The organism is Lipingzhangella rawalii (assembly GCF_031628175.1).
In the GTDB taxonomy this organism is placed as follows: domain Bacteria; phylum Actinomycetota; class Actinomycetes; order Streptosporangiales; family Streptosporangiaceae; genus Lipingzhangella_A; species Lipingzhangella_A rawalii.
Window position 1 is genome coordinate 298,786 of sequence record NZ_JAVLVT010000004.1, and the last position, 26,167, is coordinate 324,952.

At 68.0% G+C, this 26,167-nt stretch carries 29 protein-coding genes; 18 read left to right on the plus strand and 11 right to left on the minus strand.

From position 1 onward, the window contains the following. Positions 1–16: 16 nt before the first annotated feature. From RIF23_RS10910 to RIF23_RS10930, 5 genes are all read left to right on the plus strand, one after another. Positions 17–970 carry a DUF5996 family protein gene (locus RIF23_RS10910; protein WP_310912361.1) on the plus strand — a complete coding sequence of 318 codons (954 nt, stop codon included), beginning with the start codon at positions 17–19 and terminating at the stop codon, positions 968–970. Next, positions 967–1,290, plus strand: coding sequence for a GNAT family N-acetyltransferase (locus RIF23_RS10915; RefSeq protein ID WP_310912362.1), 324 nt, complete (start codon positions 967–969; stop codon positions 1,288–1,290). The genes RIF23_RS10910 and RIF23_RS10915 overlap by 4 nt, the downstream gene beginning before the upstream one ends. Positions 1,291–1,415: 125 nt before the next feature. Further along, positions 1,416–2,906 (plus strand): alanine/glycine:cation symporter family protein, encoded by a 1,491-nt coding sequence (locus tag RIF23_RS10920; RefSeq protein ID WP_407659449.1) that lies wholly within the window; start codon positions 1,416–1,418, stop codon positions 2,904–2,906. 83 nt (positions 2,907–2,989) lie between these two features. Continuing rightward, positions 2,990–3,850 (plus strand): ion transporter, encoded by an 861-nt coding sequence (locus tag RIF23_RS10925; RefSeq protein ID WP_310912363.1) that lies wholly within the window; start codon positions 2,990–2,992, stop codon positions 3,848–3,850. 153 nt (positions 3,851–4,003) lie between these two features. Continuing rightward, complete coding sequence (locus RIF23_RS10930) at positions 4,004–4,906, plus strand: ion transporter (protein ID WP_310912364.1); 903 nt, start codon at positions 4,004–4,006, stop codon at positions 4,904–4,906. Positions 4,907–4,937: 31 nt separating this feature from the next. Here RIF23_RS10930 and RIF23_RS10935 read toward each other — a convergent pair whose 3' ends face one another. Both RIF23_RS10935 and RIF23_RS10940 read right to left on the minus strand, forming a co-directional pair. Further along, positions 4,938–5,249, minus strand: a complete 312-nt coding sequence (locus RIF23_RS10935) for an ArsR/SmtB family transcription factor (RefSeq protein ID WP_310912365.1) — start codon at positions 5,247–5,249, stop codon at positions 4,938–4,940. 64 nt (positions 5,250–5,313) lie between these two features. Next, a complete protein-coding gene (locus RIF23_RS10940) occupies positions 5,314–5,736 on the minus strand; it encodes an arsenate reductase ArsC (RefSeq protein WP_310912401.1) in 423 nt (140 codons plus the stop codon). A 152-nt stretch (positions 5,737–5,888) separates the two neighbouring features. On the opposite strand from RIF23_RS10940, the gene arsB reads away from it, so the two are divergent. Continuing rightward, complete coding sequence (arsB, locus tag RIF23_RS10945; protein WP_310912366.1) at positions 5,889–7,016, plus strand: ACR3 family arsenite efflux transporter; 1,128 nt, start codon at positions 5,889–5,891, stop codon at positions 7,014–7,016. A gap of 62 nt (positions 7,017–7,078) precedes the next feature. Here the strand turns inward: arsB and RIF23_RS10950 are convergent, their stop codons facing one another. Then, positions 7,079–7,708: a DUF7144 family membrane protein gene (locus RIF23_RS10950; protein ID WP_310912367.1), complete on the minus strand. Its 630-nt coding sequence runs from the start codon at positions 7,706–7,708 to the stop codon at positions 7,079–7,081. 258 nt (positions 7,709–7,966) lie between these two features. Here RIF23_RS10950 and RIF23_RS10955 point away from each other — a divergent pair, with 258 nt between their 5' ends. Beyond that, positions 7,967–8,389 (plus strand): VOC family protein, encoded by a 423-nt coding sequence (locus RIF23_RS10955; RefSeq protein ID WP_310912368.1) that lies wholly within the window; start codon positions 7,967–7,969, stop codon positions 8,387–8,389. On the opposite strand, the gene RIF23_RS10960 is transcribed toward RIF23_RS10955, so the two are convergent. Further along, positions 8,344–10,167, minus strand: a complete 1,824-nt coding sequence (locus RIF23_RS10960) for an AMP-binding protein (protein ID WP_310912369.1) — start codon at positions 10,165–10,167, stop codon at positions 8,344–8,346. The two genes, RIF23_RS10955 and RIF23_RS10960, sit on opposite strands and share 46 nt — an antisense overlap. Next, entirely contained in the window at positions 10,160–10,954 is a 795-nt protein-coding gene (locus tag RIF23_RS10965) for an IclR family transcriptional regulator (protein WP_310912370.1), read from the minus strand. The genes RIF23_RS10960 and RIF23_RS10965 overlap by 8 nt, the downstream gene beginning before the upstream one ends. 167 nt (positions 10,955–11,121) lie before the next feature. Here RIF23_RS10965 and RIF23_RS10970 point away from each other — a divergent pair, with 167 nt between their 5' ends. The 10 genes from RIF23_RS10970 to RIF23_RS11015 all read left to right on the plus strand — a co-directional run bounded on the left by RIF23_RS10970 (position 11,122) and on the right by RIF23_RS11015 (position 21,824). Continuing rightward, complete coding sequence (locus tag RIF23_RS10970) at positions 11,122–11,970, plus strand: ABC transporter ATP-binding protein (protein WP_310912371.1); 849 nt, start codon at positions 11,122–11,124, stop codon at positions 11,968–11,970. Continuing rightward, positions 11,967–14,012 carry an AMP-binding protein gene (locus tag RIF23_RS10975; RefSeq protein WP_310912372.1) on the plus strand — a complete coding sequence of 682 codons (2,046 nt, stop codon included), beginning with the start codon at positions 11,967–11,969 and terminating at the stop codon, positions 14,010–14,012. The genes RIF23_RS10970 and RIF23_RS10975 overlap by 4 nt, the downstream gene beginning before the upstream one ends. A gap of 2 nt (positions 14,013–14,014) precedes the next feature. After that, entirely contained in the window at positions 14,015–14,887 is an 873-nt protein-coding gene (locus RIF23_RS10980) for a branched-chain amino acid ABC transporter permease (RefSeq protein WP_310912373.1), read from the plus strand. A 4-nt stretch (positions 14,888–14,891) separates the two neighbouring features. Further along, positions 14,892–15,953 (plus strand): branched-chain amino acid ABC transporter permease, encoded by a 1,062-nt coding sequence (locus RIF23_RS10985; protein WP_310912374.1) that lies wholly within the window; start codon positions 14,892–14,894, stop codon positions 15,951–15,953. A gap of 23 nt (positions 15,954–15,976) precedes the next feature. Further along, complete coding sequence (locus RIF23_RS10990; protein ID WP_310912375.1) at positions 15,977–17,185, plus strand: ABC transporter substrate-binding protein; 1,209 nt, start codon at positions 15,977–15,979, stop codon at positions 17,183–17,185. Positions 17,186–17,190: 5 nt separating this feature from the next. Then, positions 17,191–18,039 (plus strand): ABC transporter ATP-binding protein, encoded by an 849-nt coding sequence (locus tag RIF23_RS10995; RefSeq protein ID WP_310912376.1) that lies wholly within the window; start codon positions 17,191–17,193, stop codon positions 18,037–18,039. Positions 18,040–18,178: 139 nt separating this feature from the next. Beyond that, complete coding sequence (locus RIF23_RS11000) at positions 18,179–19,399, plus strand: phenylacetate--CoA ligase family protein (RefSeq protein WP_310912377.1); 1,221 nt, start codon at positions 18,179–18,181, stop codon at positions 19,397–19,399. 188 nt (positions 19,400–19,587) lie between these two features. Further along, entirely contained in the window at positions 19,588–19,794 is a 207-nt protein-coding gene (locus RIF23_RS11005) for a DUF5957 family protein (RefSeq protein WP_310912378.1), read from the plus strand. Between the two features lie 94 nt (positions 19,795–19,888). Beyond that, positions 19,889–21,076, plus strand: coding sequence for a sensor histidine kinase (locus RIF23_RS11010; protein ID WP_310912379.1), 1,188 nt, complete (start codon positions 19,889–19,891; stop codon positions 21,074–21,076). A gap of 70 nt (positions 21,077–21,146) precedes the next feature. Continuing rightward, positions 21,147–21,824 (plus strand): response regulator transcription factor, encoded by a 678-nt coding sequence (locus tag RIF23_RS11015; protein ID WP_310912380.1) that lies wholly within the window; start codon positions 21,147–21,149, stop codon positions 21,822–21,824. On the opposite strand, the gene RIF23_RS11020 is transcribed toward RIF23_RS11015, so the two are convergent. Next, the gene (locus tag RIF23_RS11020) at positions 21,785–22,606 is read right to left on the minus strand and encodes a trans-aconitate 2-methyltransferase (RefSeq protein ID WP_310912381.1); all 822 of its coding nucleotides are present in this window, start codon (positions 22,604–22,606) and stop codon (positions 21,785–21,787) included. The two genes, RIF23_RS11015 and RIF23_RS11020, sit on opposite strands and share 40 nt — an antisense overlap. A gap of 190 nt (positions 22,607–22,796) precedes the next feature. On the opposite strand from RIF23_RS11020, the gene idi reads away from it, so the two are divergent. Next, positions 22,797–23,324, plus strand: coding sequence for an isopentenyl-diphosphate Delta-isomerase (gene idi, locus RIF23_RS11025; protein ID WP_310912382.1), 528 nt, complete (start codon positions 22,797–22,799; stop codon positions 23,322–23,324). A gap of 5 nt (positions 23,325–23,329) precedes the next feature. On the opposite strand, the gene RIF23_RS11030 is transcribed toward idi, so the two are convergent. The 5 genes from RIF23_RS11030 to RIF23_RS11050 form a co-directional block, all read right to left on the minus strand. Next, the gene (locus tag RIF23_RS11030) at positions 23,330–23,512 is read right to left on the minus strand and encodes a hypothetical protein (protein ID WP_310912383.1); all 183 of its coding nucleotides are present in this window, start codon (positions 23,510–23,512) and stop codon (positions 23,330–23,332) included. Between the two features lie 323 nt (positions 23,513–23,835). Beyond that, positions 23,836–24,108 (minus strand): hypothetical protein, encoded by a 273-nt coding sequence (locus RIF23_RS11035; protein WP_310912384.1) that lies wholly within the window; start codon positions 24,106–24,108, stop codon positions 23,836–23,838. Between the two features lie 16 nt (positions 24,109–24,124). Next, positions 24,125–24,427 (minus strand): VOC family protein, encoded by a 303-nt coding sequence (locus RIF23_RS11040; RefSeq protein ID WP_407659451.1) that lies wholly within the window; start codon positions 24,425–24,427, stop codon positions 24,125–24,127. 275 nt (positions 24,428–24,702) lie between these two features. Then, complete coding sequence (locus RIF23_RS11045) at positions 24,703–25,821, minus strand: ISAs1 family transposase (RefSeq protein ID WP_310912386.1); 1,119 nt, start codon at positions 25,819–25,821, stop codon at positions 24,703–24,705. A gap of 111 nt (positions 25,822–25,932) precedes the next feature. Further along, positions 25,933–26,167, minus strand: a 235-nt coding sequence (locus tag RIF23_RS11050) for a hypothetical protein (RefSeq protein WP_310912387.1), incomplete at its 5' end; no start/stop codon positions are given.

A 26,167-nucleotide genomic window follows, 5' to 3' on the forward strand; every position in this document is an offset into this window, starting at 1 on the left:
TGGGAACACCCCCGGCATGGAACTGTTCCCACCGATTCCACTCCAGGAGTGGAGTCCCACCAAACAGACCCTGCACCGCTGGCTCCAGATCGTGGGCAAGATCCGGCTCGCGGCGAGTCCGCGCCGCAACCACTGGTGGAACGTCCCGTTCCACCTCACCGGGACCGGTCTCACCACCCGGCCGATGGGCCTCAACGACGGAAACCCCGTGTTCACGATCGACGTGGACCTGCTGCACCACCAGCTGGTGGTGAGCACCCTGGCGTCCGGACAGGTGACCGTGCCACTCCCGGGGCACAGCGTGGCCAGCTTCCACCGGGAGCTGACCGCGGCACTGGACCATCTGGGCGTGGGGGTACCGGTCCCGCATCCCTACCCGTTCGACCTGCCCGACGCCGACCGACCGTTCGCCGCGGACACCGAACACGCCGCCTATGACGCCGGTTGGGCCCAGCGCTACTGGCAGGTTCTCAGCCAGGTGAATCTCCTCCTGGAGGAGTTCGCCGCGGGCTACTGGGGCAAGTCCAGCCCGGTGCACCACTTCTGGCACACCTTCGACATCGCGATGACCCGGTTCAGTGACGCCGTGGTCACCCAACCGCGGGAGGCCGGTTCGGTGATTCGTGAGGCCTACTCCCGACAGGTCATCAGCTTCGGTTTCTGGTTCGGTGACGAGGGCGGCACCGTCGCGGAGCCCGCGTTCTACGCCTACACCGCCCCCGAGCCACTCGGCCTCACCGAGCAACCCCTGCCCACCGGTGCGGAGTGGATCGCCAGCGGCCACGGGCACCTTGCCCTGCTGCGTTACGAACGCGCCCGCAAGGAGCCCGACCCGCGTTCCCACGTCCTGGACTTCTACGAGGCGGCCTACCGGGCGGGCGCGGACCTGCTGGGTTGGGACCGCGACACCCTGGCCTGCCCACACGGCGCCACCGACCCCTACTGGACCGAACTGCGAGGGCGAACATGAGCCTGACGGTGCGAAACGCCACCCACCGCGACCGCTACGAGGCCATCGACTATCCGGACGACGCCGCGGAGGGAACCGTCGCGGGCTTCGCGGACTACATCCATGCCCGAGACCAGATCGTGTTCACCCACACGGAGGTCGCCCCCGCCTACGAGGGACGCGGTATCGGCGGTCAGTTGGTGCGCGGCGCCCTGGATGACGTACGGGCACGGGGCCTTCGGGTGATCCCGGTCTGTCCCTTTGTCAAGGGCTGGATCCAACGCCACCGGGAGTACGCCGACCTGGTCGGGGACCAGGGCCCGGACAACACGGCTGGCTGAGCAGCACCACCATTGCCGCTAGGGTCCGTGTGGTGCCCCGACGACCTGGGGTCACCACCCCGCACGGACGGCCACCGCAGACCCGGGGCCGCTCCACGCCGACCTAGTTGAGGAGTTTCCCGAGCATGGAGGAGATCGGCGAGCTCTGGGAGGGCGTCAACCACGCACTCCAGCCGTTCAACGACTGGTTGGTCACCTGGACCGACCACTACTGGATGTACCTGCTGATTCCCCTGATCACGCTGCTCAGCGTGTACTTCACCATCCGGCTGGGTGTGGTCCAGTTGCGGCTGGTCCCGGAGATGTTCCGCACCCTGTTCAGCCAGCCAGAAACGGCACCGGACGGGAAGAAGGCCATTTCGTCCTTCCAGGCGTTCTCGGTGTCCGCGGCCGCCCGGATCGGCACCGGCAACATCGTGGGTGTGGCCGGGGCGATTGCCATCGGTGGCCCCGGAGCGGTGCTGTGGATGTGGCTGATGGGGCTGCTCGTGGGTGCGGCGAGCTTCGTGGAGTCCACGCTGGGCCAGCTGTACAAGGTCCGGGACTCCACCGGCTACCGCGGCGGCCCCGCCTACTATCTGGAACGTGGGCTGCGGGCCCGCTGGGCCGGAATCATCTTCGCCGTCACGATCGTGCTCACCTTCGCGTTCGTGTTCAGTGCGGTGCAGACCAACACCATCACCGGGGCGTTGAGCTCCTCGATGGAACAGGCAACCGGTGCGGAGGCTCCGCTGTGGCTCGCCCCCACCGTCGGCGTGGTGCTGGTCACCCTGGCCGCAGTGGTGATCTTCGGTGGGGTGCGCCGTATCGCCCACGTCACCCAGGCCCTGGTTCCGCTCATGGCGCTGATCTACATCGTGCTCGGCCTCGTGGTGATGGCCCTGTACATCGACGAGGTCCCGGCAGTATTCGGGCTGATCGTGGAGAGCGCGTTCGGGCTGCGTGAGGTTGCCGGCGCGACCCTCGGCACGGTCATCGTGCAGGGTGTACGCCGCGGCATGTTCTCCAACGAGGCCGGTCTGGGCTCGGCCCCCAACGCCGGAGCCAGCGCCTCGGTGAGCCACCCCGTCAAGCAGGGACTGGTGCAGACGCTCGGCGTGTACTTCGACACGCTGGTGGTGTGCTCGGTGACAGCGTTCGTGATCCTGCTGTCCAACCCGACCTACGGCGAGGAGCGCGGCCCGGTGATGACCCAGGAGGCGCTTCAGACCGCGCTGGGCCCCTGGGCACTGCACCTGTTGACGGTGATCCTGCTCCTGGTGGCGTTCAGCTCGGTGCTGGGCAACTACTTCTACGGGCAGGCGAACATGCTGTTCATCACACCGCGGTCCAGTGTGCTGTTCGGTTTCCAGCTGGTGTTCCTGTGCGCCCTGTTCCTGGGGTCCGTGGTGGACGTGCAGATCGTGTGGAGCCTCGCCGACACCACGATGGGGGTTATGGCGCTGGTGAACCTGCTCGGGATCGCCCCGCTGGCCTGGATGGTGGCACTGCTGCTGCGGGACTACCAGGACCAGCGACGCCAGGGGATCGACCCGGTGTTCACCCGGGACCGGCTTCCCCAGCTGCGCGGGGAGATCGAGTGCTGGGAGCCCGCCAGCCAGCAGGTGCGCGACTGAGGAGCGACACGAGGTAGGACAAAAGCACCGGTAGCCTCGCCTGCGGGCCATGCCACCAGGACATGCAGCGGAGCGAGCTACCGGTGACTTTGCGGGAACGGGTGCAGGGGGTGGTCGAAGCCCCCTTCTTTCAGAACACCATCATCACGTTGATCGTGGTGAACGGTGTGGTGCTGGGCATGGAGACCTCCCCGGAGATCATGGACCGCTACGGGGAGCTCCTGCTGACCGCCGACGGCGCGATGTTGTCGGTGTTCGTGGTGGAACTGGCCCTGCGGATCTACGCCTACCGCGGCCGATTCTTCACCGACCCGTGGAGCGTGTTCGACTTCGTCATCGTCGCAATCGCGCTGATTCCCGCCTCCGGCCCGTTCGCGGTCCTGCGGGTCCTGCGCATCCTGCGGGTCCTGCGCCTGTTGACGATGGTGCCGCCGCTGCGGCGGGTGGTGGCCGGGCTGTTGCGGGCGCTACCGGGGATGGCCTCGATCGGCGCCCTGCTGGGGCTGTTGATGTACGTGGCCGCGGTGATGGCCACCAAGCTGTTCCAGGAGACCGACCCCAGGCACTTCGCCGACCTGCCCACCTCGATGGCCACACTGTTCCAGATCATGACGGGTGACAGCTGGGGGGCGATCGCCCGGGAGCTGTCCGAGGATCACATGATCGCCTGGCCGTTCTTCGTGCTGTTCATCCTGGCGTCCACGTTCATCGCGCTGAACCTGTTCATCGCGGTGGCGGTGGACGCCCTGCCTCCCACCCAGGTGGCGGACGAGGACTTCGTGTCCACCTCGCAGTCCAACCAGGATGCGATCCTGGCCGAACTGCGCTCCCTGCGTAGTGAGGTGGCCGAGCTGCGCTCCGCCCAGGGTGGCACCGAAACGACCGCCCAGCCGGACGATTCCCCCGGAACGCCCCCCGACACGCTGACGCAACAGGACCGATAGGACCCTGCATAAGCGCCGGCGCCTCCGGCACGACCCCGGCCCACGCCACCCGAAGAGCCAGGAATTGAACCCATACGGCTCGGCCTGTCCGGATCGGCACGAGTAAGCTCGACAGGTCCCCCAACCAGGTCGAGAGTACGAGGGAGTTGAGCCGTGCCCCTGCGCGAACGCGTTGCAGGCGTGGTCGAGACCACCTGGTTCCAGAACACGGTCATCGCACTGATCCTCATCAACGGCATCATCCTGGGCCTGGAAACGGTTCCGGAGCTGCGCGAGGCGCACGGGGACCTCCTGCGCGGAATCAGCCGCATGTTCCTCATGCTGTTCATCGTGGAGATGACCCTGCGGGTGTACGTGAAGCGGCTCTCCTTCTTCCGCAACCCGTGGAGCGTATTCGACCTCGCCATTGTGCTGCTGGCACTCGTCCCCACCCTGGGCCCGTTCACCGTGATGCGGGTACTCCGTGTGCTGCGGGTGCTGTGGCTGTTGTCAGCGATCCCCTCCCTGCGGCGGGTGGTCGCCGGCGTACTCAAGGCGTTTCCCGGAATGGCATCGATCGGTGTCCTGCTGGTGCTCCTGATGTATGTCTCCGGAGTCATCTCCACCCTGCTGTTCCAGGAGACCGACCCGGTGCACTTCGGCGACCTCGGCTCCTCCCTGTTCTCCCTGTTCCAGGTAATGACCGGGGACAGCTGGGCCGACGTGATCGCCCGGCCCATCATGGAGGAACACCCGCTGGCCTGGATCTTCTTCGTGGCCTTCATCCTGCTGTCCACGTTCATCGTGTTGAACTGGTTCATCGCGGTGGCGGTGGACGCCTTCGAGAACGTGCACCTGGACACCGGCTACGAGCACCAGGCCGACGCCTCCCGCCAGCGCATCCTCAACGAGATCCAACAGATCCAGGCCCAGAACGCACAGCTGCACACCGAGCTCGCCGAGTTGCGGGCACAACTCCGGACCGCACCCCAGACCGATCCCGACGCGACCGGGGCCGACTCCGGCACCACGGTGCCCCCCACGGACACGCCGAACCCCGGCCGCCCGGGCGAATGAGCGGCGGCCCGCGGGCAGCCCCGGACGGGCCTCAGCAGGGCCGTCGGTGCTGCTGGGCGGCCTCGGCCGCCTCCGCCAGTGCGGCGGCGTCGTCGAGGTACGCGCGTAGGGCCTCGGGACGCAGCCGATAGTAGGTGAACCGGCCGTGGGACTCGGCGGTGACGAACCCCGCCTCGCGGAGGATCCGCAGATGGTGGCTGACCGTGGGCTGGCGAGCCCCGGTCTCCTCGATCAGGTGGCAGGTGCACATCTGCTCGGTGGCCAGCAGACGGACGATGTGGGCCCGCAGCGGATCACCGAAGAGTGTGACCGCCGCCGTCTCCAGCGAGCGAGACATCAACATGTTCTGATATCACCATGTCGGCACCGCGCGGTCAACCACCCTGTCCCGTGCACCCGCCAGGCGGTCACCGTGGAGCCTGGGTCGGGCCGACGCCCAGCTCCTGGAGCAGCTCGGTGACCCGTCGCCGGATCTCGTCCCGAATGGGGCGCACCGCGGCGAGGTCCTGACCGGCCGGGTCGTCCAGTTCCCAGTCCAGGTAGCGCTTCCCGGGAAAAACCGGGCAGGCGTCCCCACAGCCCATGGTCACCACCACGTCACTGGCCTGCACCGTATCCGGGGTCAACACTGTGGGCTGGGCGGATGAGATATCGATCCCCTCCTCGGTCATCGCGGCCACGGCCACCGGGTTCACGTCCCGGGCCGGAGCCGACCCCGCGGACCGGACCTCCACCGCACCACCGGACAGGTGCCGGAGGAACGCTGCCGCCATCTGGGACCGGCCAGCATTGTGCACACAGACGAACAGAACACTCGCGGTGGGGGACACGGACACGGAAAACCTCCTTGGGGCGGGCGGGGTGCGACGTTGTCTGTCGACGACCTACGGCCTAACATATCAGCCGCGATTTATATAAACCTGAACTGATACGAAGGCCGGGACGTGGGCACCCCGCGTCCCGGGCCTCGGGAGGCCTGTCCATGACCGAACCGCAGGCGGATGTCCCTGCCGGGACTGACGCACCCACCCGCCGACTCTCGACACTCGACCGCTACCTGCCCCTGTGGATCGGCCTGGCGATGGCTGCGGGACTGCTGCTGGGCCACCAGGTACCGGGGCTGCACTCCGCACTGGAGGCCATCCAAGTGGACGGCGTGTCCCTGCCGATCGCCCTGGGACTCATCCTGATGATGTATCCGGTCCTGGCGAAGGTGCGTTACGACCGGCTGGACACCGTCACCCGGGACTACCGGCTGCTCGTCCCCTCGATTCTGCTCAACTGGCTCGTCGGCCCACTGCTCATGTTCACCCTGGCCTGGATCTTTCTGGCCGACCTGCCCGAATACCGGACCGGTCTGATCATCGTGGGCCTCGCCCGCTGCATCGCCATGGTGATCATCTGGAACGACCTGGCGCGGGGCGACCGGGATGCCGCGGCGGTGCTCGTCGCCATCAACTCGGTATTCCAGGTCCTGCTGTTCGGCGTGCTGGGCTGGTTCTACCTGGCGGTCCTGCCCGGTTGGCTGGGGCTGGAGCAGGCGGGCATGGATGTCTCCGCCTGGATGATCGCCAAGAACGTGCTGATCTTCCTCGGAATCCCACTGTTGGCGGGCTACCTCACCCGCACTGTCGGTGAACGCCTACGCGGTCGGCAGTGGTACGAACAGCGGTTCCTTCCCCGCATCGGCCCGTTCGCCCTGTACGGGCTGCTGTTCACGATCGTGCTGCTGTTCGCGCTCCAGGGCGAGGCGATCGCGGCGAACCCGCTGGACGTGGCCCGGATGGCGGTACCGCTCCTGCTGTACTTCGCGCTGATGTGGGGACTGTCCATGCTGCTGGGCTGGGCCATCCGGCTCAGCTACGAACGCTCCACCACCCTGGCCTTCACCGCCGCCGGAAACAACTTCGAGCTGGCGATCGCGGTGGCCATCGGCGTGTTCGGTGTGACCTCCGGACAGGCCCTCGCCGGGGTGGTCGGCCCCCTGATCGAGGTCCCGGTCCTGGTGGGCCTGGTGTACGTGTCGCTGTGGGCGCGCCGGTTTTTCCCGGACAGCACAACCGCGCGGGGTGGTGTGGAGCAGCTCGACCACTCCGCGACCGGACGGTAGGACCAGCGCTGGGGACGGTTCCGCTCGAATCCGCGCAGGGAGGGGAACCGCCCCAGCTCGACTCAGGTGGGACGGCCTCCCATGGAGTCCGTACCCTCATCGGCATCCTGGCCCGTCGCCGACGTGGCGGTGTCCCGCGTCGACGTCATCGCCTCGCCACCCGCGCCCGAGGCGGCGGCACCCCCGGACATCGCGTAGGACTCCTGGTCCCGCCGGTCCTCCTGGCGGGGCATCGCGTGTTTGCCCTCCCGGGCCTCCCGCGCATCAGAGCGGCCGGACGCGTAGGCGCTCGCCGCGGCCGGCCCCTGCTGCCCGGACATCTGCGCGAATCCGGCGGTGAGACCGTAGACAATCATGAGGTTGATGGCGACCACGGCCAGCGACCACAGCGGGAACGCGAACAGGAACGTGAGCTGCACGAGGATACTGATGGCCGCGAGGGCCACCCCGATCGTGCGCGCCCACATCTGTGCGGTGAACACCGCGAGGCCGGCCAGTGCCATCAGTGCACCCCAGACCACCAGAATGGTCCCCCAGGCGGTGAAGTTGAGAACGACCAGCTCTCCGCCCGCCACCATGAAGTGCTCGGGTTGCATCAACGCAACCCAGCCCTGCACCAGGTGGAACAGCCCGACCACGAGCAGGAGGACCGCCGCTCCGGCCGCCCACCCGTGGATCCGTGTCTCGTTCATGGACCCTCCCTCATTGCAGTTGGGACGGCACAGTCGTCGGGACGGCACGTGCACGCGGCGCGGCCCGGTTCACCGACCATCCCTCTTGTTGCTAGGGGTGCTCGGAAGCCGGGAAAGTCGCGCTCAAGGTTCGGTAATAACTGTGCAAGCGTCACCTCCGGGCTTCCGCCAGCGGTAGGCGCCCGTGGGGTGGGGCGTTGCTCGGGCACGCCGCCCGCGCACCATGTCGGTGGGTCACTGCGGCTCTAGGGTGGGGCCATGGTGCACGTGCTCAGCAGTCGGATTCTGCTCCACCCGCGCGATCCGGAACGCAGCCGCCACTTCTACGGCGAGATCCTGGGCCTGTCGGTGTTCCGGGAGTTCGGCACCGGCCCCGGCCGGGGCACCGTCTACTTCCTCGGCGGTGGCTTTCTGGAACTGTCCCGCAGTTCGGACCGGGGCCCGGAACCCGGTGCGACCCAGCTGTGGATCCAGGTTCCCGACCTGGACCAGGCCCACCGTGAGCTGGTGCAACGCGGCGCGCCGATAACTCGGGAGCCGCGCAGGGAGCCGTGGGGACTGGACGAGATGTGGACCGCCGATCCGGACGGTCTGCCGATCTGCGTCGTGGAGGTGCCGTCCGATCACCCGATGCGCTATCGGCCCGGAACGGGATCCTCCCGGGCGGCCGCCAGCAGTTGATCCCAGGTGAGCGTGCATGGCTCCTCACCGGCTCCGGCCAGCAACACCGCGAGGGCGCGGCGGCGTGCCTCCGCGGACAGTTCCGGGCCGAACCGGTCCACGAAGCACAGCGCGCGGGGGCGGGCCAGCCCACCCAGGACCTCCCGCACCGCGTCCAAGAGGTCCCGGGCCAGGGTCGTGGTGTTGTCAGTGGAGACCCCCGTGGCGAGCACTACGGCCGCCGCCAGGGACCGGCCCAATCGCGGGTCACTGCGCTCGCACACCTCGGCGTCGGCCACGAAGGGGTGCGCCAGGAGGGCCTCCCGCACCTCGGTCAGCGAGACCAGCTGTCCGGACACGCTTATGACCTGGTCCAGGCGGCCGTGGAAGATCAGCTCGGGCCGGTGCGGATCGCCCGTGTCCCGGTAGCTGGCCACGTCCCCGGTGGCGTAACTGCCGGGGTAGCGGCGCCAGTGCCGGGCCGCGTCCTCGGCCCCCACCCCCTCCAAGCCGCGCAGCATCCCCGCCCAGGGGTTGGTCAGTACCAGCTCACCCCGCTCCCCGGAGGCGACCGTGGCGCCGTTCTCGTCCACGATCGCGAGTCCCGGCTCGGGGATGCGGGTGGCGTCGACCGGGCGGTCCAGCCGCACCACCCCGTTCAGCTCCACCTGGCCCCAGCCGTCGGCGATGTCCAGACCGCCCGTACCGATCTGGTCGCGTAGCCACCGGGTCAGGTCCGGTTCGATCGGTTCCCCCAGCGTCACGATGCGCCGTAGTGTGGAGACGCGGCACTGGTCCGGGGCCCGGCGCGCCCAACCGCGCAGCCGCCGCACCACCGACGGCGACGTGACCATGGTCTGCACCCCGTAGCGTTCCACGATGTCCCAGGTGCGGTCCCGATTCGGCACGTCCAGGGTTCCCTCGAACATCACCGCGGTATCTCCACGACTTAGCGGCCCGTACACGCCGTGCACCTGGGCGCCGAGCCAGGTGATGTCTCCGGCGCACCAGAAGACGCCCCCGGGGGACATTCCGTAGCGGTGGATCGTCGACGCGGTGACGAGGACGTTGGCCGTGCCGTGAACGGCGGAAACGGGGCGACCACGGCGGTTCGCCATCGGGGTGGCCAGGAGTGGATGCTCTGCGGCGCGGGCTTCGGGCCGCTCGGGTTCTGTGCAGGTTTCGACACCGGTGGCCTCGTGCCACCAGCGGTCCCCGGCGTACCAGGAGACGTCGACCCCGGTTCGCCGGATCACGATCGTCTGCTCCACCCCACCCACCGCGGACAGGGCCTCGTCAGCGCGCGCCTTCAGCGGCAGGATCGTTCCGTGCCGCCACGCTCCGTCCTGGGTCAGCAGGAGTTTGGGCTGGAAGTCGTCGAGCCGTTCGGCCAATGCCTCGGCGGGTAGTGGGGTCGGCAGGATGGTGTGCACGGCACCGAGGCGTCCACAGGCCAACATCGCGACCACGGTCTCTGGCAGCCAGCCCAGATGCAGGGCCACCCGGTCTCCGGCGCCCACGCCGAGGCCGCGCAGCATCGCGGCCGCGGTGCGTACCGCACCGCGAAGCTCGGCATAGGTGAACGCCCGTCGGTCGCCCGGCTCGCCTTCCCACAGCAGGGCGGGGCGGTCCCCCTCGCGTTCGGCGTGACGGTCCACGCAGTTGGTGGCGATGTTGAGTCGGCCGCCGGTGAACCACCGGCCGTAGGGCTCCTCGGGGGTGTACAACCGCGACCAGGGCGTGTCCCAGACGAGTTCCTCAGCGGCCCGAGTCCAGCGGTGTGCCCAGTCCTCAGCCATGGCTCAGTGTCCTTCCCGCGGCTGTTGCGGCCTGGACCAGCTGGCGGGCCAACGGCTCAATCCGGTCCTGGGGCAGCTCGTCCGGGGTCACCGCCAGCGCGGCGACGGGGCGTCCCGAACTGTCCGGAACCCCGACCGCGACCTCCAGGGGCTCGGGCTGGGACAGCACCGAACCCGCCATGCCCGCCTCGGTTGCGGCCAGGCAGAGGTAGGGGGCCTGACGCCAGGTGTCCCGCTCTTTCTCTCCCTGTTCCCGCAGTTCGGGCTCGGCGGTCTCCAGGGCCTGCCCCCAGGCGACGTCCTCGGCGCCCGCGGCCAGGATGCGGCCGGCGGCGGTGGACAGGGCCGGACGTACCCGGTGGGCTTCGCGGTAGAGCCCGCCGTCCGCCCCGTCGACCCGATCGACGTAGACCACGCTTCCCCGGACCAGAAGCGCGACCTGGATCGTGTGGCCGGTGGCGTCGCGCAGGCGCACCAGGTAGGGGGCGAGGGCCCCCAGGACCGGCAGCCGCCCGAGATAACGCTCCGAGAGCCGGGTCACCCCGGGGCCGAGGCCGTAGCGGGAGGTGCGGGGGTCCTGTTCGACCAGGTCGGCCAGCACCAGCGAACGCAGCAGGCGGTGTGCCGTGGCAACCGACAGCCCGGAACGTTCCGAGAGGTCGTTGAGGTGCTGGTAGGCCGGCCCGTCACTCAACAGGTCCAACAGGGCCACGGCATTGCGCACGGTTCCCAGGGTTCCACGGGCCTCCGGGCGGGGAGAAGGAGCTGACGCTGCTGACTCTGCCACCCACCGCCTCCCTCCAGAGCAATCCAGTTCCGTATATCGCGTCACGACAGATTATCAGAGCAAGTGGATTTTCAGATCAAACCTATTGATTTGCAGATAGTGGAATCATACTGTGGCTCCACTCACAGTCAGCCGCGACGTCCGGCACAACAGGGAGGAGATGGCAGGTGATCCCCCGTGCCTACCGGCATGACCTCAACGGCAGCCGGCTCACTCCGGGCGAGACCGTAGTGGAGTGCTCCCGACTCTCCCTGGGATTCGGTGGAGTCCAGGCCCTCGATGCGGTCTCCCTGGACGTCGTCCAGGGCCACATCCACTCGGTGATCGGCCCGAACGGGGCGGGAAAGAGCAGTCTGCTCAACTGCGTGAGCGGCCTGTACCGGCCCCAGCAGGGTTCCATCACCCTGCACACCGACCGCGGTCCACACGAGCTGGCGGGCCGCCCCCCACACCGGATCGCCCGGCTCGGGGTCGCGCGTTCCTTCCAGAACATCGAGCTGTTCTCCCACCTGACCGTGCTGGAGAACCTGATGCTGGGTCGACACATCCACATGTCCACAGCGCTGCTCCCCGCGCTGCTGTGGTTCGGCCCGGCCCGACGTGCAGAGATCGCACACCGGGAGCTGGTGGAGGAGGTCATCGACCTTCTCGACATCCAGGAGGTGCGCAACACCCCGGTCGGCGCCCTCGCCTACGGCATCCAGAAGCGCACCGAGCTCGGCCGCGCCCTGTGTATGCAGCCGGGACTCCTGCTGCTCGACGAGCCCATGGCCGGGATGAACGCCGAGGAGAAGGAGGACATGGCCCGGTTCATTCTCGACGTACACGAACTGGCCGGGGTCACCGTCGTGCTGATCGAGCACGACATGAACGTGGTGATGGACATCTCCGACCAGGTCACCGTCCTGGACTTCGGACGCGTCATCGCGGACGGCCCCCCAGCCGAGGTGAAGCGCAACCCGGACGTCATCGCCGCCTACCTCGGCAGCGCGGCGAGTGAGGCGGTGGAACAGTGAGCGAACACGCCCGCACGGGCCCCACCACCTCCGTCGCCCCCGATGGCGCCACGAATACCGCGACGCACGCACACCCCGACGTCGAGACCCCACCCGAGACCACGTTTCCCCGGCTTCTGGCCACACGGGCGGCCACCACCCCCCACCGCCTCGCGCTCCAGGAAAAGCGCTACGGGATCTGGCAGCCGCTGACCTGGCAGGAGTACCACCAACGGGTCCGCGACTTCGCGCACGGCCTGGCCGCACTGGGGGTCACGGCCGGGGACGTGGTCGCGGTCGTCGGCGACAACCGCCCCGAATGGCTCATCGCGGAGATCGCCGCCCAGTCGATCGGTGCGGCCGTGGTCGGGGTCTATCCGACAAGCATCGGCGACGAGGTCGTGCACATCCTCGGTCTTGCCGAGGTTCGGGTTGCCATCGCCGAGGACCAGGAGCAGGTGGACAAGCTCATCGAGCTGGAGCAGCAGCTACCCCAGCTCCGGTGGGCCGTCTACTACGACCCACACGGCCTGGAGCGCTACACCGAGCCGTGGCTGCGGGAGTTCACCACGGTGGAGCAGGACGGCCGGGAGTGGGAACGGGATCATCCCGGCTGGCTGGACCAGCAGATCGCAGCCGGTGACCCCGGCGACATCGCGGTGATCTGCACCACCTCGGGCACCACCTCCCGCCCCAAGCTCGGCACGCTGTCCCACCGCAACCTGCTGGCGATGGCCGCCAACCTCACCGCGGTCGACCCCATCACCGACCGGCACCGCTACGTCTCCTTCCTCCCCCTGGCCTGGATCGGCGAACAGATGCTCGCGGTGGCCTGCGGCTTGTCCACCGGCCTGCCCCTGTCGTTTCCGGAGGCGGCAGCAACGCAACGGGCCGACCTCCGCGAGATCGGCCCCGACGTGATGTTCAGTCCACCCCGCATCTGGGAGTCGATGCTCTCGGAGGTGCAGGTGCGTATCGACGAGGCGGGCTGGCTCAAGCGGGCCGTCTTCGCCTGGGGATATCGCGTGGGCGAACGCACCGCCGAACTCCGCGTGAGCGGTCGGCGCCCGGGGCCGCTCGGGCGCCTGACCCACCGGCTCGCGGACTGGGTGGCGCTGCGTCCGGTACGCGACCAGCTCGGCCTCGCGCGGATCCGACGCTGCTACACCGGTGGTGCCCCACTGGGCCCGGACGTGTTCCGGTTCTTCCACGCCATCGGCGTCAACCTCAAACAGATCTACGGACAGACCGAAATCTGCGGCATCGCGGTGGTGCACCGCGACGACGACGTCCGGTTCAGCACTGTGGGGGTTCCCATCCCCGGAACCGACGTCGCCATCGACGATTCCGGCGAGATCCTGCTGCGCTCGGCATCGGTGTTCCACGGATACCACCGCAACGACGAGGCCACCCGCGCCGCGGTCGATCCGCAGGGCTGGCTACACACCGGCGACGCCGGCTACCTCGACGACAGTGGGCACCTCGTGGTCATCGACCGGGCCTCGGACGTTCTCCAGGCCAGCGACGGCACCCGGTTCTCCAGCGCCTTCATCGAAAACAAGATCAAGTTCTCCCCCTTCGTGGAGGAGGCGGTGACTGTCGGCTCCCCCGACCGGTCCGGAATCACCGCAATCATCACCATCGACCCCACCACGGTGGGCTCCTGGGCCGAGCACGAACACCTCTCCTACACCACCTACACCGACCTCGCGCAGCGCAGCGAGGTGTACCACCTGATCGCCGAGGAGGTGTACCGCGCGAACACCGACCTGAGCGCGAGCATCCAGATCCGGCGGTTCGTTCTGCTGCACAAACAGTTCGACCCCGACGACGACGAGGTCACCCGCACCCGTAAAGTCCGGCGCTCCGTGATCGCGGAACGCTACTCCGGTGTGATCGAGGCGCTGGAGGCGGGCGCGGACACGGCCCGCGTCACCAGCACCGTCACCTACCAGGACGGCACCAACGTGAAACGGGAGATCGACCTCCAGGTCTTCGACATGTCCTCCTACGAGCTGCCGGCGGGGTATAAGCGCCGGCCGATCTGGACGGGACGGCGCTGAGTATGACCACCTTCGTGACTCTGACCGCCTACGGGCTCGCCGACGGCGCGGTGTTGGCTCTGGCCGCGCTCGGGTTCGTCCTGATCTACAAGGCCACCGCGGTCATCAACTTCGCGCAGGGAGAGTTCCTGCTCGTCGGGGCCTACACCTTCTACTCCTCCTTCGTGATCTTCGGGCTTCCGGTGACCGTCTCCGTGCTCAACGGCGTCGCGATCGCGGTGATCCTGGGGGTGGCGGTGGAGCGCTTCGTGCTCCGTCCACTGATCGGGCGCAGCCCGATCAGCGTGATCATGGTGACGATCGGGCTGTCGGCGATCCTTACCGCGATCATGCAGCTCATCTTCGGCACCGAGGCCCGCGCCATGCCCCCCGTCCTGCCCCGCGGCTCGATCGAGATCCTGGGTGCGACCCTGCCCGTGCAGCGACTGTTGGTGGTCGTGGTCGCCGCGGTCGTACTGACCGCCTTCACCCTGTTCTTCCGCTACAGCCGGCACGGAGTGGCGATGCGGGCCGTCGCCGACGACCAGCAGGCCGCACTGACCATGGGAATCTCGGTGCGTCGCGTCTTCGCCATGGCCTGGGCGCTCGCCGCCGTCAGTGCTCTCATCGCCGGCGTTCTGCTGGCCGACATCACCGCCGTGGACCCACACATCGCCACGTTCGGCCTCCTGGTGTTCCCGGTGGTGATCCTGGGTGGTCTCGATTCGGTGCCCGGAACCATCGTCGGTGGTCTCACGATCGGCCTGATCAAGATGTACACCTTCGGCTATCTGGACCCGGGGCTCGCCGACGTCATCCCCTACATCGTGTTGGTGCTGATCCTCCTGGTCCGCCCGTACGGCCTGTTCGGCGAGACACGAATAGAGAGGGTCTGAAGCGATGCCCGCAACCGCAACCGGTGTGCACCACCGCAGCTACCGTTCGGACCTGGCGCTGCGGCACACCCGCGCCGAGAAGGCCCGGCTCGTGCTCGTTGTTGCCGCGCTGGCCGCACTGCCGTTCCTCGTGGACGTGTACTGGCTCAGCGTCGTCAACACCATTCTCATCGCGGTCGTTGGGGCCGTGGGCCTGAACATCCTGGTGGGCTTCACGGGACAGATTTCCCTGGGCCAGGGCGGGTTCCTCGCCGTGGGTGCCTTCACCTCGGCGCTGCTCTACGAACGTGCCGGCATGCCCGCCCTCGTCTCCATCGCCGCGGCCATCCTGCTCACGGCGGTGGTCGGTGCCTTCTTCGGACTGCCCGCACTCCGGCTGAAGGGGCTGTACCTCGCCATCGCCACGCTCGCCGCGCAGACGATCATCCTGTTCGTGGTCCGGCGTTGGGAGTGGCTCACCGAGGGGCAGGGCTATCTGGACGTGCGCCCCTTCGAACTCTTCGGGGTGGAGTTCGTCGGCGCGATGAGCGAGGTCATGTGGTACGCGACTCTGCTGGTCATCGCCACCGGGGCCGTTCTGGCCGCACGCAACCTCTTCCGCACCAACCTCGGGCGCTCGTTCATGGCGGTGCGCGACCACGACATCGCCGCGGCGGCCATGGGGGTCAACGTCACCTACACCAAGGTGATGGCCTTCGCGGTCTCCTCGGGATTCGTGGGGCTGGCCGGGGCACTCACCGCGCACTACAACTCGACGGTGTCCTGGGAACGGTTCACCCTCGAGGAGTCCATCCTCTTCCTCGCGATGATCATCGTGGGTGGTCTCGGCAGCGTCGCCGGGTCTGTGTACGGCGCCGCGTTCATCATTCTGTTGTCGCCACTGCTGCTGGAGCTCAGCCGGCTGCTGCACGACCTCGTGCCCGGACTCGACGCACAGTTTCCCGCCCTGGAGCTCGGCGCGTTCGGCCTGGTCATTGTGTTGTTCTTGATCTTCGAGCCACGAGGGTTGGACCGCATCTGGCAGCGCGTCAAGGAGTACGTCCGGTACTGGCCGTTCCGCTACTAACCAACCACGACAAGGGAGGCCCCATGCGAGTCCCACTGCGAACCCTGGCCCTGACCACCAGCGTGGTGATGGGTGCGACCGCGTGCAGCGGCAGCGCGATCACCGGAGGCGAGGACACCGACGACGGCACCATCCCGATTGGGATCATCGCCGACCGCACCGGTTCCACCGCCGACGTCGGCAGCATCTACAACGACGGAATGCTCGCCTACATCGACTGGCTGAACGCCGAAGGTGGAATCGAGGGGCACGAGATCGACGCCCAGTCCGAGGACTACGCCTACGAGGTCCCCGAAGCCGAAGACCTGTACCGCCGCTACACCGCGGACGGCGTCGTCGCAGTGCAGGGCTGGGGAACCGGGGACACCGAGGCGCTGCGTGGAAACGTCTCCGCCGACGAGATCCCCTTCATGTCGGCGTCCTACTCGGAGGAACTCACCGACCCCGAGGAGTCGCCGTACAACTTCGTGGTCGCGCCCACCTACTCGGACCAGATGCGGGTGGCCCTCGACCACATCGTCGCCGAGGACGACGCGGAGGAGGTTGCGGTGTTCCACCACGACTCCCCGTTCGGCACGGCTCCGGTCGGGGACGGAGCCGACTGGATCGACGAACAGGACTACGACCTCGGATACGAGTCCTACGCCATGCCCGACGACACCGCGAACTTCGTGGGCATGCTGACCCAGGCCGAGGATCAGGGGGCCTCCCACATCGTGATCCAGAACGTGTCCAGCCCGGCCGCCCAGGTTGCCCAGGACCTCGCCGAGCAGGACATGGACATGCGGATCGTGTGTCTGAACTGGTGTGCCGACGAGTTGTTCGTGACCACCGCGGGCGAGGACGCCGCCGAGGGGCACCTGTTCGTGCAGCCGTTCGCCCCGCCCGAGGCGCAGCGCCCCGGCCACGCCGAACCCGCCGCCTACCTGGAGGACCAGGGCGGCTCGCTGGAGGAGGAAGGGCTGCACTTCACCCAGGGCTGGTACACGATGCACGTGATGGCCGAGGGGATGCGCGAACTCGTCGCGAACGACGAGGAGGTCACCGGCCCCACGCTGCGGGAAGCCCTGGAGGATCTCGAAGTCGACACCGGCGGGGTGATCGGGACCGGCACGGTCAGCTTCTCCGCGGACTCGCACCGCGGCTCCACCAGCACCGGCATCTACGAGGTCAGCTCCGGACACCTCGACGAGGTGGCCGCGGACGTCGAGCCGGGACAGTCGGGGGAGTAGGGCCGATGACCGAACCCACCGTGGCGGCGGGGGCGGCTCCGGGAGAGGGTCAGGGGCCGTCTCCCGGAGCCCTGCGCCTCAACAACGTCGAGGTGATCTACGACGAGGTCATCCTGGTGCTGCGCGGGCTGTCCCTGGAGGTGGCGCCAGGCTCGGTCGTGGCGCTGCTCGGCTCCAACGGCGCCGGAAAGTCCACCACGCTCAAGGCCGTGTCGGGGCTGCTGCCCACCGAACACGGCGAGGTCACCGACGGCCAGGTGCTGCTGGACGAGCAGGACGTCACCCACGTCGACGCCGCGCGGCGCGTACGTCGGGGCATGTCGCTGTGCATGGAGGGGCGGCACGTGTTCGAGCACCTGACCGTGCAGGAGAACCTCGTGGCCGGAGCGTACTCGCGTGGCCGCGCCCGGCCCGCGGACCTCGACCTGGTGTACGGCTACTTTCCGCGCCTGTCCGAGCTGCGTTCGCGGGTGTCGGGATTCCTGTCCGGTGGGGAACAGCAGATGCTGGCGATCGGTCGGGCCCTGATGTCGCACCCGCGCCTGCTCATGCTGGACGAGCCCTCCCTGGGACTCGCCCCACGCCTGGTCGAGGAGATCTTCGGACACATCCGACGCCTCAACCAGGAGCTGGGCACCACCATCCTCGTGGTCGAGCAGAACGCCCGACAGGCCCTGGACATCGCCGACTACGGCTACGTCATGGAACGCGGCCGGGTGGTGCTGGACGGTCCGGCCACCGAACTGCGGGAGAACCCCGACGTCAAGGAGTTCTACCTGGGGGTCGGTAAGGAGGGGGAGCGGCGCAGCTACCGGGACGTCAAGCACTATAAGCGCCGGAAACGCTGGCTGTGACCGACACACCGGCACTGGACACACGCGCCGGAACCGGAGCGCGTGCCTCGCCTCGCCCGCACGCGGCGGGGCGAGTCCGGTGGGGGCGGTCACCGGCCGGCCCCACCCCGGCACTGTTCACTACCGAGCGGGAGGAACCGTGAGCCAGGTACTTCAGGAGTCACTGCACCGTTACACCACCGGGCTCGACTCCGCGGTGTCCACAGTGGTGTGGGAGGCAGCGGCCCGCGTTCCGGCCTTCGCCACCCGGCTCGCGGAGGCCGGGATCGAGCCACGCGCGGTGGTGGGGGTGCACGACCTCGACGCGCTCCCGATCGTCACCAAGGACGACATGATCGCCCGGCAACGCAGCGACCCCCCGTTCGGTGGCTATCTCGCACATGATGTGCGTCCCCGCAGGGTGTTCCAGTCGCCCGGACCGATGTACGAACCCCAGCTGCCGGGAACGGATCCGTGGCGCTGGAGCGAGGCCCTGCGCTCTCTGGGGGTGCGCAGCACGGACACCGTTCTGAACTGCTTCGGCTACCACCTTTCCCCGGCCGGGGCCATGTTCGAGGAGGGAGCCACGACGGTCGGAGCGACCGTCGTGCCCGCCGGCACCGGTAACCTCGACCTTCAGGCCGGTCTGGTCGCGGAGTTGGACATCACCGCCTACACCGGGCTGCCGAGCTACCTCAAGGCACTGTGCACACGCTTCACCGAGGCGGGCCACGATCCACAGTGCTGGGGAATCCGCCGCGCCCTGGTCACCGCCGAGCCCCTCCCCGACTCGCTACGGGCAGAACTCTCCGCCTGGGTGGGCGAGGTACGCATGGCCTACGGAACCGCGGAGGCCGGCCTGTTGGGCTACGAGACCGCACCGGGCTCGGGACTGTGCCTTCCCGGTGGAGTCCTGGTGCAGGTGTGCGACCTCTCCAGCGGACGGCCCGTCACCGACGCGACGGTGGGGCAGGTTGTGGTCACCCTGCTGCGGGCGGACTATCCCCTGGTGCGGTTCGGCACCGGCGACCTGTCCGCCTGGATGGAGGGCCCGGACGGAACTCCCCGACTCGCCGGCGTGCTGGGCCGGGTCGGCGACGCCGTCAAGGTCCGCGGCATGTTCCTCCACCCGCGCCAGGCACACACGGCGCTCGCCGACGTCCCCGGACTGGCCGGGTTCCAGTTCGTCGTCGAGCGAGCCAACCACCGGGACGCGCTGCGCTGTCTGGTGACCGCGGGAGACGGCGTCGACACCGACGCCCTCACCGAGGACGTACGCGCCCGCATCCGTACCGCGCTGCGCTTCGAGGCGACGGTGGAGCTGGTATCCGAGATCGCCGCCAACGCCGATCCCGTCTGCGATCGGCGCGACTGGTCCTGACCCTGCTTCCCAACGTCCCCGCCGGAGCACCGAACTGCATCGTGTGCGGTAGTCGCCCGCCTGTGTCTGCACCGCCGGTCGTAGCCCGAGATGCTCCCCTCGCCCCACGCGCGCGAGCCGCCCCGCGGCCTACGGTGATCGTGCCCGGCCGGAGTGGAGGATGGCCGGCACTGCTGCGGGAGGAGATCATGCGCATCGTAGGCGGAGTACTGCTGGGTCTTGTCGGAGGCTACATCCTGGGTATCGCGGCGGCGTTCGTCATCGGCCAGGTGGTATCGCTGGTGACAGACACCTCCCCGATCTTCGGCGCACTGCGGTTCGTCGCCTGGGCCGGCGCCCTGCTCGGGGCGATCGTCACACCGATGGTCCTGGTCCGGCTCAGCCGGGATGCCTGAGGCGGGTACGTCCCCGTCCCCCGCTCCCACACCGGGGGCAGGGGGCACAGTCGGCACTGGCCCGGCACCGGAACCGAGGGGGAAGGGGCGAAGCGTGCCCGGATTCGTGCACCGGCGTGCCGAGGGCCTGCGGGGGGACATCACCCTGGCCGTGGTCGTCGCCGCGGTCGCGGCGGGACTGGAATTCGTCTACGGGGCGCTGCGCGGCGAAGCTCCCAGCGTCATGGGCTTTCTGCTGCTCGGGGGCGGTGCCGCGGGGCTGGCACTGCTGCGGCTCGCCCCCCGGTCCGCCGGACTGCTCATCGGGGTCAGTACGCCCCTGTACTACATCCTGGGCACCGTCGACACCTGGGCGCCGGTGCTGACCTTCGGGATCGGGGTGTTCCGGCTGGCCAGCGACGGGCACCGGTGTGCCGCCATCCTCGGCACCGGTGCGACCCTCAGCCTGCTCAGTCTCGGTGAGCTACTCACCGTGCTGGCGGGCGGCTCACTGTCGGAACGCACCTTCTACGCCCTGGCCTGGCCGCTGCTCGTCCTCGCCGCCGGTGAGGCGATGCGTAACCGGCGCGCGTACCTCCGGGAGGTCCAGCAACGGGCCCTGGACGCCGAACGCACCCGGGAGGAAGAGGCCCAACTGCGTGCCGTCGAGGAGCGGCTGCGTATCGCCCGGGAGCTCCATGATGTGCTCGCCCACCGCATCTCCCTGATCAACGTGCAGGCGGGTGCCGCCGCACACCGGCGGGATCCGGAGCAGGCGTTCGATGCCCTCAACGAGATCAAACAGGCCAGTCGGGAAACCCTGCGGGAGCTTCGGTCGACTCTGGGCGTGCTGCGGCAGGTGGACGCCCCCGCCGGCGACACCGACTCCGCGCTGGCCGAGCTGGCTCCCACCCCCTCACTACGACGCCTGGAAACCCTGGCCACGGAGTTCACCCAGGCGGGGCTGTCCACCGAGATCCACCAGGAGGGAACCGCGGGCGACCTTCCCGCGGCCGTGGACCTCGCCGCCTATCGAATCGTGCAGGAAGCCCTGACCAACAGCCTGCGGCACGCGGGGTCGGCACGAGCCTGGGTCACGGTCGAGCACGGCGGGAACGAGGTGCGCCTGTCCGTGCTGGACAACGGATCGGGGGGAAGCGACGGCACGGCCCGACGCGACGGCGGACACGGCCTGGCCGGTATGGCCGAACGTGCCCGGGTACTGGGCGGCGAGCTGACGGCCGGCCCACGCCCCGAGGGGGGATTCGCCGTGCATGCCCGCCTGCCCTGCCACTCCGGGTAGCGGCCCGCTGTGGATGCGTCGCTGCGCTCGATAGTATCCAAGCGGAGCCCACACACTCGGGAGGACGGCGATGGGCGAGAACGCCACCCGGATCCTGCTCGCCGACGACCAGACGCTGGTCCGGGCGGGGTTCCGTTCCATCCTGGACGCGGAGGACGACCTCACCGTGGTGGCCGAGGCCGCCGACGGCGCCGAGGCACTGCGGCTCACCGCGAGCGAGCGCCCGGACGTGGTACTCATGGACATCCGGATGCCGGAGGTGGACGGGCTGGAGGCCACGCGGCGCATCGTCGCGGATCAGCGGCTCAGCGATGTCCGCGTGGTGATCCTCACCACCTTTGACCTGGATGACTACGTGTACGGCGCGCTGCGCGCCGGAGCCAGCGGTTTCCTGGTCAAGGACACGGAACCGGCGGAGCTGATTCACGGGGTTCGGGTGGCCGCACGCGGGGATGCGCTCCTGTCCCCCACGGTCACCCGCAGGCTGATCGCCGAGTTCGCGTCCCGACTCAAACAGCCGCGGGTCAGCGCGGAACTGAACGCGCTGACCGGACGGGAACGGGAAGTGCTGACCCTCGTCGCCTCCGGCCTGTCCAACGAGGAGATCGCCACCCGCCTGGTGGTCAGCCCGGCCACCGCGAAGACGCACGTGAGTCGGGTGCTGACCAAACTGGGTGCGCACGACCGGGCGCAGCTCGTGGTGCAGGCCTACGAGTCCGGTCTGGTGCGCCCCGGCTGGCTGGAGTGAGGGACGTGCCCCACACACAGGATGCGACGAAACGGAAACCGGGTCCCGTGCGGGCCGGGCGGATAGGCCGCACGCAGTTCCTGCGCGTACTCCGCCTCGAAGGCGGCGATCTCCGTAGCGGGCAGTCTCGCGTGCACGGGGCGGAGCCCGGTGCCGCGCATCCACCGGAGCACGGGGTCGGGGCCGCTGAGGAGATGCAGGTAGGTGGTCTCCCACACGTCCGCCTCCAGTCCCGCGTCTAGGAGCAGATCCGCATAGGCGCCGGGTTCGGCGACGGCGCCCCGGTGGCGTAGCGCTCCGTCCAGGTGACGGCGCCAGTGCGGCCGCGCGGCGATCTCCCGCATCAGCGCATGCGCGGGCTCGTCGAAGTTCGCGGGCACCTGCCAGGCCAGCCAGGCGCCCGGCCCCAGAGCTCGCGCCCAGGCCGTCAGCAGATCCCGGTGCTGGGGGACCCACTGGAGCGCGGCGTTGCTGAGCACCACGTCCGTGTGGGGGCCGGGGGTCCAGGCGGTCAGATCCCGGACTTCGAAGGTGAGGCCCGCTTCCGCGGGGCGTGCGGCCGCTCGGGTCCGTGCGTCCTCGATCATCGCCGCGGAGCTGTCGATGCCGTGCACCTGCGCCTCGGGCCACGTACGGGCCAGGAGCGCCGTGAGTTCTCCACTGCCGCATCCCAGGTCGACCACGTACCGCGGCTGCTGCGGGGTGATCCGGCTGAGCAGATCGACGAACGGACGGCTGCGCTGGTCGGTGAACTCGCGGTACCCGTCGGGATCCCAATGCATCGCAGCCACTCCACTCCCAATTAGCTTGATATCAAGATACCAGTGAGGGTGGTGAAAGGCCGCCGCCTTCCTGCCGATTCGCCGTTTGGCCTCCTACCCGCCACAACCGGTGTCAGACTTGATCACGAGGGGTGATTCCACCCGGTAGCGACGTCGACCCGGCCAGCCGGGTCCCCGAAGGAGGATGTGCATGTCGCACACAAGCGAGCTGGTGGTGCTCCTGGACGACGAGCTCAACCGCATCGGCTCCACCGACAAGGACACCGTGCACACCACCCAGACCCCTCTGCACCTCGCCTTCTCCTGTTACGTGGAGGACCGTGCCGGCAATGTCCTCATGACCCGACGCGCCCTGAGCAAACGCACCTGGCCCGGAGTGTGGACCAACAGCTTCTGCGGGCATCCGGCACCCGAGGAGTCCATGGACGCGGCGGTACAGCGTCGTGCCGTCGAGGAACTCGGGCTCCAGGTACACGACATCCGCACCGCGCTGCCGGACTTCCGCTACCGCGCCGAGTCACCCGAAGGCATTGTCGAAAACGAGTTCTGCCCGGTGTTCCTGGCAACCGCGTACGAGCAGCCCACCCCCAACCCGAGCGAGGTGGCGCAGTACGTCTGGGTCCCCTGGGAACGCATCGCACCGGTAGCGCGGGCGACCCCATGGATTCTCAGCCCCTGGGCAGCCGAACAGATCGCCGCGCTGCACTCCCCCTACTGATCTTTTCATAAGTTCTGTGGTGTTTGAGGGTGGAGTTCGAGTCCGGTGTGGGCGAGGAAGGACCAGGGCAGGTGCTCGTCGTTGGTGCGGATGCGGGTGATGCCGGCCTCAGCGGCATCGGCGACCTCGCTGAGGTGCTCCCCAGCGAAGTTGGCCAGCTCGCGCGTCTTGATGGCTGACCACAGCATCTCGACCGGATTGAGTTCGGGGGCGTAGGCGGGTAGTCTGAATAGTATTTCCTTTGTGGCTGCAAATATTCTCCCATCGTAAGTGCATTCAATATAATCGCCCCGTTAGGATGCATGCACCCGTCGAATTTCAGTCCTGGATTCGGACTTTTGGAGACTCCGCTGTATTCGTCTTCGACTTGATCGAGAGTGGTGTTCAGCTGATCAAGTGCTTCTTGGGCAGAGATTGGCGGCGACAACTGACTCAAGCGTTCATAGACCAGCAATAGACGTTCTCGGACACCGAGCCCAGAGGATTGTTCAGCCACATTTATCTTTCTTTGCTATCGCTGATTAAGTGTTGCGTGAATTATATCGATAGCCTCGGAAAAGCTCTCGACAACGTCGTGATGACCAGTAAATGCCTCGGATTCATCGGGATCGACGGACACACCCCACTCGCCTTCGGGGGCCCCGTCCAGAACGGCGACAAAGGAGGGAGCTTGGATCGTTATCGCGATAGATCCCGAATCGAAGGACCGAATATTCCACTTCACTGACGATCCGAATTCTTTCCTGAGATGCTCGTCGATTTTCTGGCGATATTCAATAGACATAGAATCCCTTGGCTGGTCAGGAAACATGGATGTCGACTTTGCGCCCTTCTGGGTCCGTGATTACGTGACGCCCGGGGGCCAATTTCGGGTCCGCATGACCTCCAGATAAGGCCATGCCGAGACGAATCCTTTCGGTGGGATGACCGTTTGCAGGGTAGATCTCCACCACGGTTTCATCGCCAAGAACAGCGGCGTAATGCTGCGGACCCTGCCCGTGTTGTTCTTTTTCGAAGTGGAGCCCCAGTCGAGAATAGAAGGAAATACATTCGTCAATTCGATCGCTGTAGATGACCACTAGAGTGATGGAACTTGATGCCAAAAATAACACCTTTCATTTCTGCTTACTACACTCAGAACTCACTCTACTCGGGGAGATGCTCTCACCGCTTATGGTGCTCGCTACGAGAGCTGCGCCCTATATCGAGGAGATTCTGTCACCTGGATTTAGGTGAGGCCAACTCCACTGCTGTGTCTGAACGGTCATGTCCTGACCAGGCTCTCCATGTTCATACGAGAAGTCCAGTACTCCAGCCGTAGATCGTGATCTTCATGCAGGGCGATTTCATTGTCGGGTTCGGTTGGCGTAACCGCTGGTCATGCGAGCCCGAGGAGATCGAGCGGGCGGGTGAAGCAGTCATAGCCCACCCACCGGTAGGCCGTGGGAATGCTGGGGAATCCCAGCCCGGCCAGCAGGCCGATCGCTATAGCGCGTAGCAGGGCCATGTTCTGCGGTGCGGCGCCTGTGCGTACCCGCGAGGCGTCCTCGCCGAAGCTCACGTCGCGGATGTGATGGCGGGCCTCGATGCGCCAGTGGCCGCGCACCAGATGCGCTAACCGCTGGGCGGTGGCGCGGTTGGCCGGCAGGCTTGTGACCAGGTAGGCATAGCTGCGTCGCACCCGGCCAGTGGCGATGGTGCGCACCCACCGGTGGATCCGCACCACCTGAGCAGCATTGGGGAAGGCGATTGCCGGGGCGGTGAGGACCGTGGCGGTGCGTACCTCCTCGCGCCCGTGCGCGCGCTCACGGCAGCGCTCCAACACTGGGGCCTGGGCCCACGGTAGTGCTTTGGCCTGGGCGAACAGGGTGGGCTGGTTGGCCTTGAGGGTGAGCAGGTAATCGGCTCCGCGCTTGGCCAGGTACTCGGCGGTGGCCTTCTGGGCGTGCAGCGCGTCCGCGCTAATGACGCACCCGGTGATGTCGATGTTGGCCAACAACTCGGCCACGGCGGCGATCTCGCTGGTCGTGTCACCCACCCGTACGTGGGCGGCGATGCGCCCCTGGTCGGTCATCGCGGCCAGCAGGTGGGCGGGGCCGCTGTTGGCCGTGGCCGCAGCGCGCAGGCTCTTGCCGTCCACGATCAGCACGGCGGCGTCCTCGGCAGCGGCCAGGCCGACCAGCACGGCCGGGTCCAGTGCCGTGAGAACACGGCGGATGGTGGCCGGGCTGGGAGCCTGACGCAGGCCCAGGGCCGGGCTGATGGTACGGGCTCCGAGCCGGGCCAGGGTGGGCTGGGGCGCATTGGCCGCCCACGGGCCGATCGCCTCCAGGCAGCGGGCGCCGGCCACCACCGCGCACAGGGCGGTGAGCAGGATACAGCCGAGCGGGTGACGGCGTCCCCGCCGATCGCGAGGGTCGCAGTCCCCGGAGGGCAGAGGCAGCGGAGTCGAAAGTGCGGTTGAGACGGAGACGAACGTGACAGACTGAAGGCGCAACGGAGTCCCTCGGAAGTCAGAGATGTAGGAGTCCCTGTACTTCTAACGGGCTCCGTTGTTGTGGGTACGGGCTTCTCCTGGATCGCTACGGCCCTGTGACCAGCGCTGTCCTCACTCATCCCGACTTTGAAACCGCCCTGGGTGCGCCTCGGCCAGCCGTCGGCGGTACTTTCGCAGTAGGTCCTCTCGGTCCCGTTTGTAGGCGGCGCGGTGTGCTTGGTCCTGGTCCCCCTGGGAGGTCGTCGGGCGACCGATGTCCTCACTGGCCATTTTCACCACAACCCTGCCACTGGCCGAGCCCGCGGAATTCCGCGGGCCGGAGCGCTGCGGAAGAATTGGCTGGGGA

Coding starts and splice junctions, on each gene's coding strand:
- RIF23_RS10910 (WP_310912361.1), top strand. CDS start 17: ATGGAACTGTTCCCACCGATTCCACTCCAGGAGTGGAGTCCCACCAAA.
- RIF23_RS10915 (WP_310912362.1), top strand. CDS start 967: ATGAGCCTGACGGTGCGAAACGCCACCCACCGCGACCGCTACGAGGCC.
- RIF23_RS10920 (WP_407659449.1), top strand. CDS start 1,416: ATGGAGGAGATCGGCGAGCTCTGGGAGGGCGTCAACCACGCACTCCAG.
- RIF23_RS10935 (WP_310912365.1), bottom strand. CDS start 5,249: ATGTTGATGTCTCGCTCGCTGGAGACGGCGGCGGTCACACTCTTCGGT.
- arsB (WP_310912366.1), top strand. CDS start 5,889: ATGACCGAACCGCAGGCGGATGTCCCTGCCGGGACTGACGCACCCACC.
- RIF23_RS10950 (WP_310912367.1), bottom strand. CDS start 7,708: ATGAACGAGACACGGATCCACGGGTGGGCGGCCGGAGCGGCGGTCCTC.
- RIF23_RS10955 (WP_310912368.1), top strand. CDS start 7,967: ATGGTGCACGTGCTCAGCAGTCGGATTCTGCTCCACCCGCGCGATCCG.
- RIF23_RS10960 (WP_310912369.1), bottom strand. CDS start 10,167: ATGGCTGAGGACTGGGCACACCGCTGGACTCGGGCCGCTGAGGAACTC.
- RIF23_RS10980 (WP_310912373.1), top strand. CDS start 14,015: ATGACCACCTTCGTGACTCTGACCGCCTACGGGCTCGCCGACGGCGCG.
- RIF23_RS10985 (WP_310912374.1), top strand. CDS start 14,892: ATGCCCGCAACCGCAACCGGTGTGCACCACCGCAGCTACCGTTCGGAC.
- RIF23_RS10990 (WP_310912375.1), top strand. CDS start 15,977: ATGCGAGTCCCACTGCGAACCCTGGCCCTGACCACCAGCGTGGTGATG.
- RIF23_RS10995 (WP_310912376.1), top strand. CDS start 17,191: ATGACCGAACCCACCGTGGCGGCGGGGGCGGCTCCGGGAGAGGGTCAG.
- RIF23_RS11005 (WP_310912378.1), top strand. CDS start 19,588: ATGCGCATCGTAGGCGGAGTACTGCTGGGTCTTGTCGGAGGCTACATC.
- RIF23_RS11015 (WP_310912380.1), top strand. CDS start 21,147: ATGGGCGAGAACGCCACCCGGATCCTGCTCGCCGACGACCAGACGCTG.
- RIF23_RS11020 (WP_310912381.1), bottom strand. CDS start 22,606: ATGCATTGGGATCCCGACGGGTACCGCGAGTTCACCGACCAGCGCAGC.
- idi (WP_310912382.1), top strand. CDS start 22,797: ATGTCGCACACAAGCGAGCTGGTGGTGCTCCTGGACGACGAGCTCAAC.
- RIF23_RS11030 (WP_310912383.1), bottom strand. CDS start 23,512: ATGCTGTGGTCAGCCATCAAGACGCGCGAGCTGGCCAACTTCGCTGGG.
- RIF23_RS11035 (WP_310912384.1), bottom strand. CDS start 24,108: ATGTCTATTGAATATCGCCAGAAAATCGACGAGCATCTCAGGAAAGAA.